Here is an 11,440-nt window from a genome sequence, read left to right as displayed (position 1 = left end):
GGTCTGTTGTATTGTCCGGTTAAAACTGGGCAATGCCAAAACTGCAAGTAACCGTGCCGGCCTGCTTGAAGCTATGCTTCCAAATAACAAAAAGCTAGCCTTCGCACGGAACGATTTGAAATCCCAGTGATTTTGCCTGATTTCCATCGCCGATCAGGCTGATATATGTGAATGAGTGGGCTTCACATCGCCCCAGGTGGCAGTGGCGCCAGCGAAGAAACCTCTCCATCAGAAAGAAGAAAATGATCCCGGCGAGTGAATAGGAGAAGAGATAAGTGTTGCCGGATTCAACAGCCTCAGGAAAAAGATGCAGGAAGGCGCCGCCGAGAAGTCCTCCAACTGCGAAACTCACAAGATACTCAAGGAGCCATTCCAAGGTCGCTTCGCTTACCCGAATCAGGCAGACTCCTGCTAGTGAGATGAGACTTACAGCCAGTGTCGCCAGGGTTATGTTCACGATAACGGTCATTTGCAAATTCCATTGGCTGCATCATTTAGCAGGTTGATACAATGCCTGCCTGACGAAAACACAAATGAATGTCTAACGAACCGATTGGTTACTGGCAATTTCCTGAGCGAGCGCCAACTCATCATAGGTAAGGTCTCCCGCCTGAAATTCAGCATTAAGAGACATCGCTAGGCCGGCGGTCAGCGCGGTTTTCACCTCATTCGGATTGATCCTTCTACCCAATATTTCTCCCAGTGAGGTGGTTCGTGATTCAAGGTGTTGATTAAGCCCTTCATTCGAATGACCCTGCAAAATCATAAGACTGGTCCATCTCTCCCGTTGCGATTCAAGAACCAGGGATCCGTGCTGAAGCATTGAAGATCCTTTCAATGTCAGAGCACTTCCAACAAATTTCTTGCCTTCGTAAAGAATATCGCCCTCAGCGTACCGCATGAAACAGATATCGGTTTCTGGTGCGGAGAGGTGATCTGCTGCACGAACTGTGTCCAAGCCGAGCAGGCGAAATCCGTGGACGAGGCCCTCTCCAAGAAGTTTATATGCATCTTTGAGTTTGACGGGGATGCCTTCCGTCACACCAGCGATCACGCTGTAGGTGAGGTCATTCTCGTGGAGTACTGCTCGGCCGCCAGTAGGTCTTTTGACTACATCCAATCCTAACTGGCTACACGCTGCGAGATCTATGGAGTGGCGGCGCTGAAAATACCCAAGAGAGACAGCTGGAGGATTCCACTGATAGAAGCGAAGCGTCGGTGGGGAAACCCCACGGGCATGCATTTCAAGCAAAGCCAGATCAATTCCCATATTCAGCCGAGCCGGCAAGGCTCCTGTATCCAGCAAGCGCCAGATGTTCACGTCAGTTGCCCGAAAAACTGTGAAGCATTGTAAGAGCTTCGTACCAATGGGCCGGCCACTGCCTGTCTGAAACCCAATTCAAGGGCTTTCCCTCTCCACTGTTCAAACTCGTCCCGGGAAATGTAACGAACCACAGGTGCGTGGCCAAGGGATGGAGCCAGATATTGACCGATGGTCAGTACGTCACACTGGACGTCAGCCAGATCAGCCAGCACGGTGTCTATCTCATCGGGAAGCTCGCCCAGGCCAAGCATAAGACCCGATTTGGTGATGATGTCTGGTGCTAGGCGCTTAGAAGTTCGCAGCAGTTTCAAAGAACGTACATAACTTGCGCCACTCCGGACCGTATTATACAATCGAGGCACCGTCTCTACGTTGTGCGCAAGAACGTCAGGGCCAGCCTTCAGCACTTTCCCCAAAGCCGATTCATTCCCATGGAAGTCTGGAACTAATAGCTCGATAGTTACATCGGGGCTGCTCCTGCGCAGCGAATCGATCACTCGCACATACTGGAGCGCGCCACCATCTGCCAGGTCATCGCGGGTTACAGAGGTGATCACCACGTGATTGATTCCTAATTGGGAAACAGCCCGGGCCAGCCGCAACGGCTCATCATCGTCAGGAGGATTTGGCACATTGCCATGCTGGACGGCGCAAAAGGTACAGCGTCGGGTGCAGCGATCTCCCAGAATTAGGAAAGTTGCGGTACCGTTCGAAAAGCATTCTCCGCGATTTGGGCACCTAGCACTCTCGCAGACCGTGGATAGCTTCAGGTCAGTTAACTGTTGTCGCGTCCGCTGGATGTGATTATGCCCAGCTCCCTTTTTTGCTGCGCGCACTTCTTCCATGAGCCATGTCGGCACCGCCTCACTCATTGAATTGCGCCTCCGGTGGCATATGGATCGCCTGGCCATGGAGCGCTTGAGCTACCTCCTGCACCGCTTCTGTAAGGGTCGGATGCGTGTGGATAGTGTTCATCACCATGCGGGACGGCAGCCCCGCCTTCATGGCAAGGGATACCTCCGCAACACATTCTGCTGCATGGGCCCCCAAAATGTGGGCACCAAGTATCTCGTCGGTTTGAGCGTGGCATATAATTTTGACCATCCCTTCCAGCTCACCCATCGCCTGAGCCATACCCAGTGCCTTGAAAGGGAACTTCGCAACCTTAACCGGATGGCTGGCCGCTGCCTGTTCTTCCGAAAGCCCAACAGCGGCATATTCGGGGAGACTGAACACGCATCGAGGAACTACCCGGTAATCCATGGGAGTTCCCGGATCTAAACCCTGTCCCAAGGCATTTTCGGCAGCGCAAATTCCCTCGGCAAAAGCCACGTGAGCCAGCATCCAGTCACCGATCACATCACCGGCGGCAAACAGATCAGGGACTGAAGTCTGCAGGTATTCGTTGACCACAATGCGACCGTGGTCCATTTCGACCCCTAATTTTTCCAGTCCAATTTTTTCAGTATTGCGTTGGCGACCCACCGCCACTAGAATCGTGTCAGCTACCAGTTCAGACCCGTTGGAAAGCAGAACCTGATAGGCACCATCGATCTCCATTACCGTTTTGACTGCGACACCACACATCACCTTTATCTTGCGTCGGGTCAATATACTCTGGAGAGTGGAGACGATATCACCATCCTCCTGTGGAAGAAGCCTCTCTTGCGCTTCAATAATGGTGATCTGGGACCCCAATTCGCGGAAGATGGCAGCCATTTCCACGCCTACGGCCCCCCCGCCAACTACAACCATGTGAACCGGCAGGACAGGGTTCTTCAGAAGTTCATCAGGAGTGAATATGCGTGGGCTTTGGGGAAACAGTGCAAGCCGCGTCGGTCGGGATCCCGTGGCAATGACAATCTTTTTCGCCTCAATCTTCTGCGTTCCGTCTTTGAGTCTGACCTCGATGCAATGCGGGGAGAGCATTACTCCTTCCCCCTCAAGGAGAACAACTTTACGCGCTAGGAACAGTCGCGCGATACTCCCGCGCAGGCTGTTAACTACACGTTCCTTGCGGGCGATTATCGCAGCTATATCAGGTTTCGCCTCTACCGGGCTGAAGCCAAATTCCTTGGCACGGCTCATCATCCGACCCATTTCGGCAGAGGCCCGGACAGTTTTGGTCGGTATACACCCCCAGTTAAGGCAAACTCCTCCAAGAAACTCCCGTTCCACAACGGCAACCTTCGCTCCGAGCTGGGCAGCCCTTATGGCACCCTGATAGCCAGCCGGACCTCCTCCGAGAAAAACGATATCATACGGATCTGGCATGGCTTCCCCCTTCCTTACTGAACAGTAATGGTCGGATTGATGATGACCTCACTCTTTAACGATTGGCAGATGGTCGAATACTTCAAAGCCAGGTCTAGAGCCCGCTTGACCACTTCGGCAGAGCCTCCCTTGACCACAAGAACAGGATTGAGCGTAAGCGTCTTGAACCAGGAGGTCTTGTCGATATATTCTTCCACTTCGCCGATTGCTTCGCATTGATAGGAAATCAAATTAACCTTGAATCGTTCCATGGCCCAGAGGACCATCATGTGATAGCAGGTATTACCGGCTATCACGAACGCGTCTTCCGGTGTCATGACATCGGGTAGTCCATGAAGATCTGGTGGAGCGGAAAATTCCATTTCCGTACCGTTTTGACACCACGTATGGCCACGATGGTCACCGCGCCATTCCACTTTATTGGTATAGAATGCCATTAGTTACTCCCCTCAGTAGCATGTGAAACTCTCTGTCTATCTTGCCAGCACCTCATCTACTGCTGCTGCGATCTCTTCCGATATCACTTGGACAACTGTTCTTTCATGCTGGGTAAGATTCCGCCTGTGAGCAGGTGGCTCAATTTTCCTTGCCGCCAAAATTTCCGAAATAACGAGAGATTTCGCAGGGGTTCCGGACAAGGTTTCGGTACTCCTTTGAGCACAACGCTTTGCACAGCCATCCACGGTGATAGTGGGGAACTTGGCGGTAAAGTTACGCTCTTCTTGACCTCCAGCAATAAACAACGGCAGGCAGATGGTGACCGTTTTGCCCGGCCTGAGCTCATCTAGAACTTTCCTGCAGGCCAGACGCGAAATGGTCCCCTCAGGAATTTCCTCGCCGCTGCACGAAACAATACCTACCTTGATCATGGCTAACTCAATCATATGCCCTCCTTGCCTGCTAGAGTATCCACGGCCAAGGCCAATTCATCCGCAGCAAGAGCAGCTAGCTTTCGGCCCGTTTCATCCAACTCGGCAACCCCATCAGGCTTGAGATCCTTGTGGGCAACGTAAAAACTGATAGCCTGACGTGATAGTGCGACTTCAACCCCTTGTAATTCGACGCTCTTGTGTGCACAGTTCATCGGGCAGCCGTCGATAGTGATGACCGGATTCTCCGTTACCAGTTGCTTTGCCTGTTCGTCTCCAACCACAACGAGTGGAAGGCAGGTAAGCAAAACTACGTCAGGACGAACCCGTTCCGCCAGTTCATAGGCAATCTCACGGGCCAGCGCACCATACACCTTGCCGATCCCGCTGCACGGGAGCACCACGACTTTACCGGTCGGTGTTTTCATTTTCCCTCTGTCTCCAGGATAATTTTTTCCTTCATCAATTCGAAATAGGGCTGGGGCTGCAGAAGAGATGCCTGATCACCCGCCCAATCAGTCAACTGGATGCGGTAGATCCATCCAGCACCGTAAGGTTCTTGATTGATAAGGAAGGGGCTGGACTCCATCTCCGGGTTGATTTCCACAATCGTACCGGAGACCGGTGAAATGATTCCAAACGTGGCTTTGATGGTTTCTATCTTCCCTGCTTCTTCGCCTTGCTGGATGACCGAATTCACAGCGACAGTTTCGAGAAATGCCACATCCCCTCTGACTTTTTGCAGGAAATCTGTAACGCCGATGACCGCTTGGTCACCTTGTACCTCAACCCAAAAATCGTCTTTGCTGTACAGAATCCCAGTCTTTACCTTGAAAACAAATTTGTCGTGTGTTGTTTCCAGAAATTCGCTCATCGTTTTAATCCTCCTTTTGACTTCAGTACGTTGTCATCTGCAACTTGATGAAATCTGTAGAACTTCTCGGTTGGTTTGGGGAAAACTTTCGTATGGGCAGAAATCAGGCTTATCGGAATAAAGAATCAACTGTCTTGTCGAATACAAATGAAATGTGTAATCGATACTCGCTCATTAGCGAATAACTAATCAAGAACGTTAAAGTGACGCTCGATCACAGTTTATTGAGGAAGGGCATCGGGCAAAGATTCAACAAATTGTCGGATCTGATCGCGAACCGTGCGGTAGGCATGAAGAATCTCCTCTTCTGAAGTTGCTGCCTTCACCATTTCGGGAGGATCGGGAAAGCCCTGGTGGATCGTTCGTCCCGGAAAATAGGGACAAGTTTCATGAGCATGACCGCAAAGAGTGATGACATAATCGAAGGTCGTGACCGGTAGTTCTTCCACCAGTTTGGAGTGCTGGCCTGAGATATCGACCCCGGCCTCGGCCATAACTCGGACTGCGTAATGGTTCAGCCCGTGTTTCTCGATGCCGGCCGAATACGGCTCGATGACATCCGCTCGCAAGTGTCGCGCCCAGCCTTCAGCGATTTGACTGCGGCAGGAATTGCCGGTGCAGAGAAAAAGAACGGTGGTTCTCGATTCTGCTGAATTCGATATGCTCATAGGAACATCCTTTTTCATCATATTTTGCAATCAACGCCCTCTAACTTTCTTTTGACTTGCGCCCTAATCACCGCATCATAACGGCAGGGCGCATCTTTATGGCTTGGTTCGGACATGGCAGACTCCGTTCAGGGTCCGTTGTTCAAAGGGAAAATACCTGTTCTTCAGGCGCAGGGCTACATTGACTAGCGCTATTAGTACCGGCACCTCGACCAGAGGGCCGATGACTGCGGCAAAGGCCTCACCTGAGTTGATGCCGAACACGGCGATGGCAACGGCGATAGCCAACTCAAAGTTGTTGGAGGCGGCGGTGAAACTCAAAGTGACGGTCTGTTCGTAGGTCGCCCCGGCACGCATGGAGAGATAGAAGGAGACCGCGAACATCATCAGGAAATAAATGGTCAGGGGCAGGGCAATGCGCATCACATCCAGGGGCAACTGGACGATATACTCACCTTTGAGCGAGAACATTACCAGGATGGTGAAGAGCAGGAAAATAAGGGTCAGCGGGCTGATCCGGGGGATAAACACCGTTTCATACCAGTCCTTGCCCTTCATTTTGATACCGATCAATCGGCTCAGTATGCCAGCGATAAAGGGGATCCCCAGGTAGATGAATACCGACTGGGCAATATCCCCGATGGAGACATCGACCACCGCCCCAGCTAGACCGAACCAGCCGGGGATGACGGTGATGAAGATCCAGGCGTAGAGAGAGAAGAACAGCACCTGGAAGATCGAGTTGAAGGCCACCAGGCCCGCACAGTATTCGGTGTCACCGTCGGCCAGATCATTCCAGACGATGACCATGGCAATACAGCGGGCCAGGCCAATGAGGATGAGTCCAACCATGTAATGCTGCTGCCCGGAGAGAAAGGTGATGGCCAGTAGAAACATCAGCATCGGCCCAATCACCCAGTTCTGCATCAGAGAAAGAAACAGGACCTTGCCGTTGCGGAACACCTGCCCCAACTGCTCGTATTTGACCTTGGCCAAGGGCGGATACATCATCATAATCAGTCCAATGGCAATGGGGATATTGGTAGTACCCACCTGGAAGGCATTGATTACGCCCTGCACACCGGGAATAGTGTACCCAAGCATGACCCCGATGAACATAGCGAGAAAAATCCAGAGGGTGAGAAACCGGTCGAGAAAACCAAGTTGTTTGGGATGCTGACTCATGACAAATCCTTCGAAGCATTGATTGTTCAGGAAGAAATCAAGAGACGAATGGTCGATCCAATCGACGACACGGTGTCCCCATTTGTTGTGAGCTATGGTCATAGAGTTAATCCGCCAGGGCGGATGCGTCAACCCCGAAACGGTAATAAACCCATCCGGGTTACAGCCTGATGAATATTTGGACTGACGCAAAAAAAACGGGCCGCCCGAAGGCAGCCCATTTTTCTGTGGTTGAAAGGGTGGAACCTTACACTTTGACCAGCTTCACCTTGGTGTCATAGAACGAGACGCTGCCACCGACTTTGTCGATCATGCAGGTGTTCTTCAGGTGGGGATCGATCCACATGGCGGCATTGGCATGGACGCCGCCCGCCCGCTTCTTATCCCCCTTGACCAGTTTACCATCAATGGTGACATCCACGGCCCCCGAATCCCAATGGCCATGACCGAGGGTAAAGGTGACCACTCCAGGACGGATGGTTTCCGTGACCTGAACCTTGCCGATCATCGGCTTTTTATTGCCGTTGCCCAGATCCCAAACGCCCTCGGGGTTGGTGGCCGACACCACCTTCACCTGATCTCCGGTCTTGACTCCCAGCTTCTTGGCATCGCTGGTGTGGAGAATGATGCCGTTCTCCGGCATGAGGTCGGTGAGATAGGGATGTGTGATCGTCCGCGCCTTGGTATGGCGGATATCCCGTTGGGTAATGAGATGGAGCGGAAAACCTTCACTGAGCTTGGTTGGTTCGTTGCCCAGGGTGTCGGCCACCGGCACATAACGGGCCAGACCGTAGTAGGATTTGCCGGTAAATGCATCCTTGCAGCCGGCTGTTTTCTCCTGGTAAAGATTGATCTGCTTGCCGTACTTGTTGGCCACCTGCTCATCCTTGTAGGTGGCACCCTGGCTGTCAAAACGCCCCCCCCGATTGAGCACGGTGACCACCTTGGGCCAGGCAGCTCCGGCGATCTTCTGCCAGCGTTCGGCATCAAAGACGTTCTTGGGCAGATGACGGCGTGACTTGAGGAACAGATCGATCTCCTCCTGGCTCGCGTCAGCCACCGGTTCCTTGCGGTCCAAGGCGATGTTGGCCACCATGCGGATGTAGAAATCATCCGGCCGGGTGAAATCCTGGCCCTCGCCGAAGCCGTTCGTGCCAAATCCCTTGAAGCCGAGCTTTTCCGCCAGGGCGAGCCAGAAGGTCTCGTAGGAGAGCGGCTGTTCCTTACCGAACACCGTCACCACCTCGTTGGGCGAGGCGATCACCGGCTGGCGCACCGGTTGGATGCGGACCGGCATGTTGGGGTGGGATCCTTGAAATTCCCAGCGTTCCAGATAGTGGAGGTCGGGAATGATGTAGTCTGCATACATCGAGGTCGGCCCGATAACGATATCACTGGCAATATAGAGCGGCAGCTTTTCCAAATCGAGCAGGGCTTTGATCTGGGTATGCCCCGCTGGCAGGGAGTATGTGGGCGCTCCCATGTAAGAAAAGACCACCTTGGCCTGGTAGGGATAGCCATCGGCAATCGAGGGCAGAATCTCCTCGTAGACATCCGAGGAAATCGGCCACCAGTTGCGTTTGGCCGGATAGGATTCCTTGCCCTTGAACAGGGTGGACTCCTCGTACTTGATGTCATGACGGATGATCGAGGTGCCGAAGGGCTTCAAACCTTTGGGGCCGATCTTTTTGAAATTGAACGGCTGGTTATCGGTGCCGGAGCCATCGATATTGAAAACAGAGGCAGCGATCATCCCGCCCTTCCAGTCGAAGTTGCCGATCAACAGGTTGAGATTCATCAAAGAGGCGATGTTATAAAAACCGTTGGTGTGCTGAGCCGGGCCGCGATGGACATCAACACAGGCCTTCTTGCCATAGCTGGTGAACTCCTTGGCCACCGCCTCGATGGTGGCGGCGTCGGTGCCGCAGAGGGCGGCATATTCGGCAATGGTTTTTTCCTTGGCTGTTTCCAGCATCACCTGCAGACCACTCTTGACGGGCACATCCTTGCCCTCGGCATCCTTGAGCACGGTCTCGACGAACAGTTCGCCGGTCACCGCCTCTTTTTCATCGTTGGGATCAAAGGCGACCGGCTTGCCGTCCTTGATGGCGACCAGGTATTCAAAATCGAACTCCTTGCCGTCTTTGTCGGTGCGCTTCTCCGCTGCTTTCAAACCGATCTCCTGGGCGCGGAGGAACTTGCCGGGCTTGCCGTCCTTATCCACCTTGACCAGCCAAGGACCGTTGCTCCAGGTCAGTTCCTTGATCGCGGCGGCGGCAGCCTTGTTGCAGCAGGCCAGAAAATTGGCATCATACTTCTTGTTTTCCAGGATCCAGCGGGTCATGCCCATGGCAAAGGCGGCATCGGTACCCGGCAGCACCGGCACCCAGCGCTGGGCCTTGGAGGCCAGCTTGGTAAACCGGGGATCGAGCACGGTCATCTTCAGTTTGCCATCCGCCATCCGCTGGGTCATGCGCATGGCGCGGTTGGTGGGGCCGTAGTTGCCGTCAAAGAGGTTGGCGCCGACAAAGAGGATGTAGTCGCTATTCTCCTGATCCGCTTGCCAGTAGAACTTCTGGCCGTCCTTGAAATTGTTGCCCACGTACTGTTCGCTCATCGCCTTGCAGGCAAAGTAGAGCGAACCCTGGCAAACCGTGGTGTGGCCGTGGGTGTTGGCGGTGCCGAAGGCGCCGGTGAAGGCGCTCGCAAAATTAGAGCGGCCAGCCTTCTTTCGCCCCCAGAAGTAGACAAACTGGTTGTTCTTCGGTCCGAAGTCGGGGTGGTCGGGATCGATCAGCGCAGCCAGGTTGGCGGCATGTTTGACCTTGAACTCCTCGATGGTCGCCTGACGCTCTTCCGGTTTTTTCTTGCGCAGGGCAGCAGCATCCTTGCCCATCTCCTCGAAGGCCTTGCTGTCAGTCAGGGCGTACAACTCCTTGAGGCCGGTGACCTGGCGGGCTTCCTCTCCAGGCACATTCGCAAACAGCTTGCCGCCGCCCACAATCTCCTCAATGGCTTGATTAAAGGGGATGGTGGTCCATTTATTCTCTCCCCGCTTGCCGACCCGTTTCAGCACCTTGGTCACCCGGTAGGGATCATAGGCGCCTTGATGCCCGGCCTGTCCCTTGGGGCAGAGACCGGCGTCGACCATGACGGCATTAGTGGGAGCATCCTTCATCTCTAGATGGGGATGCAAATTGAAGGGGTTATACGGATTGCCGTCAATCTTGACCGCGACGCCGTCCAAGATTTTGACCTTGATGCCGCAGCCGGTGTTGCAGTTGAGGCAGACGGAATACAAGGTGTTTTCTGCTTTCAGCAGCTCGTAGGCCTCGGCCTGGGTCAACTCGCCGGCCTCGACCCGGGCAATGAGATCGCGGGCAAAATCAAAATGGGTGGCCACGATGGCGCCGCAACCGGCCAAGGCCGATGTTTTGAGGAAATCGCGGCGGGAAACGATGGGTTGTTTTTTATTTACCATAGAGCACCTCCAGCTTTTCAGTAGCAACGTAATACACTCGCGGCTCCGTTTTCTTGCCCGGCTTGAGCACCTGGATCTTGTTAGTCTTTTTCACCTGGGCGATCAGGCTCTGGGGATCATTTTCATCACCGAAGTAGCCGGACCTGCCGATGCAGGTGGTGATGCAGGTGGGCAATTGCCCAGCAGCGAGCCGATGGACGCAGAAATGGCATTTACGGGCAGTGCCCACCGGCAGATTTTTGCCGGAGCGTGGCCACTGTTTGCCGTATTCATAGCTGGCCATGGTCTCGTATTTCTGGTTGGCCGGAGTACCTTCGCCATGGAAATGGCCCTCATCCATGGTCCGGGCATCATAGGGGCAAGCCGGAACACAGGCACCGCAGCCAATGCATTGCTCGTAATTGATCATGACGACTCCGGCATTAAGGCCGGCAGCCTCCTTCCAGGTGGCGCCTTCCTTGCCTTTAACCGGACAAGCGGCCACACAGGGCGGCTTGTCGCACTGCATGCAAGGACGGGGGAGGAAAGTTCGGGAGACCTTGGGATATTTGCCCTGTTCATACTCGTGGACCGGGCGGTAGTACATCTTGGGCGGCAGCTTGTTCTCGGAAACGCAACCGACGGTGCAGGCGTGGCAGCCGACGCATTTGCGCAGGTCTATCAGCATGGCCCATCGGCGATTCTTCTCGGGCTTCGCCAATGCCCGTTCGAGATCTTTCTGCATCACAACCAGAATATCTTCGTTCTGCATTCCCTACCTCCTCT

At 53.8% G+C, this 11,440-nt stretch carries 12 protein-coding genes; all 12 read right to left on the bottom strand.

What is annotated here, in order from left to right; translation table 11 throughout:
* Positions 1 to 94: 94 nt before the first annotated feature.
* Complete coding sequence (locus tag ACHZCX_RS04530) at positions 95 to 469, bottom strand: ZIP family metal transporter (RefSeq protein ID WP_319586034.1); 375 nt, start codon at positions 467 to 469, stop codon at positions 95 to 97.
* Between the two features lie 72 nt (positions 470 to 541).
* Positions 542 to 1,321 (bottom strand): lipoate--protein ligase family protein, encoded by a 780-nt coding sequence (locus tag ACHZCX_RS04525; protein WP_319586033.1) that lies wholly within the window; start codon positions 1,319 to 1,321, stop codon positions 542 to 544.
* Positions 1,318 to 2,196 carry a lipoyl synthase gene (lipA, locus tag ACHZCX_RS04520; protein ID WP_319586032.1) on the bottom strand — a complete coding sequence of 293 codons (879 nt, stop codon included), beginning with the start codon at positions 2,194 to 2,196 and terminating at the stop codon, positions 1,318 to 1,320. The genes ACHZCX_RS04525 and lipA overlap by 4 nt, the downstream gene beginning before the upstream one ends.
* The gene (gene lpdA / locus ACHZCX_RS04515) at positions 2,189 to 3,598 is read right to left on the bottom strand and encodes a dihydrolipoyl dehydrogenase (RefSeq protein WP_319586031.1); all 1,410 of its coding nucleotides are present in this window, start codon (positions 3,596 to 3,598) and stop codon (positions 2,189 to 2,191) included. The genes lipA and lpdA overlap by 8 nt, the downstream gene beginning before the upstream one ends.
* A 14-nt stretch (positions 3,599 to 3,612) precedes the next feature.
* Entirely contained in the window at positions 3,613 to 4,035 is a 423-nt protein-coding gene (locus ACHZCX_RS04510; RefSeq protein ID WP_319586030.1) for an OsmC family protein, read from the bottom strand.
* 36 nt (positions 4,036 to 4,071) lie between these two features.
* Positions 4,072 to 4,482 carry a putative zinc-binding protein gene (locus ACHZCX_RS04505; RefSeq protein WP_319586029.1) on the bottom strand — a complete coding sequence of 137 codons (411 nt, stop codon included), beginning with the start codon at positions 4,480 to 4,482 and terminating at the stop codon, positions 4,072 to 4,074.
* A complete protein-coding gene (locus tag ACHZCX_RS04500) occupies positions 4,479 to 4,895 on the bottom strand; it encodes a putative zinc-binding protein (protein WP_319586028.1) in 417 nt (138 codons plus the stop codon). The genes ACHZCX_RS04505 and ACHZCX_RS04500 overlap by 4 nt, the downstream gene beginning before the upstream one ends.
* Positions 4,892 to 5,341: a hypothetical protein gene (locus ACHZCX_RS04495; protein ID WP_319586027.1), complete on the bottom strand. Its 450-nt coding sequence runs from the start codon at positions 5,339 to 5,341 to the stop codon at positions 4,892 to 4,894. The genes ACHZCX_RS04500 and ACHZCX_RS04495 overlap by 4 nt, the downstream gene beginning before the upstream one ends.
* Positions 5,342 to 5,562: 221 nt before the next feature.
* A complete protein-coding gene (locus tag ACHZCX_RS04490) occupies positions 5,563 to 6,009 on the bottom strand; it encodes an arsenate reductase ArsC (protein ID WP_319586026.1) in 447 nt (148 codons plus the stop codon).
* Positions 6,010 to 6,105: 96 nt separating this feature from the next.
* Complete coding sequence (arsB, locus tag ACHZCX_RS04485) at positions 6,106 to 7,194, bottom strand: ACR3 family arsenite efflux transporter (protein WP_394708762.1); 1,089 nt, start codon at positions 7,192 to 7,194, stop codon at positions 6,106 to 6,108.
* Between the two features lie 247 nt (positions 7,195 to 7,441).
* Positions 7,442 to 10,675, bottom strand: a complete 3,234-nt coding sequence (locus ACHZCX_RS04480) for a molybdopterin-dependent oxidoreductase (RefSeq protein WP_319586024.1) — start codon at positions 10,673 to 10,675, stop codon at positions 7,442 to 7,444.
* Positions 10,665 to 11,426, bottom strand: coding sequence for a 4Fe-4S dicluster domain-containing protein (locus ACHZCX_RS04475; protein WP_319586023.1), 762 nt, complete (start codon positions 11,424 to 11,426; stop codon positions 10,665 to 10,667). The genes ACHZCX_RS04480 and ACHZCX_RS04475 overlap by 11 nt, the downstream gene beginning before the upstream one ends.
* Between the last annotated feature and the right edge of the window lie 14 nt (positions 11,427 to 11,440).

The organism is uncultured Desulfobulbus sp., from assembly GCF_963662935.2.
Lineage (GTDB): Bacteria > Desulfobacterota > Desulfobulbia > Desulfobulbales > Desulfobulbaceae > Desulfobulbus.
This window is presented reverse-complemented; position numbering and strand designations above follow the sequence as displayed.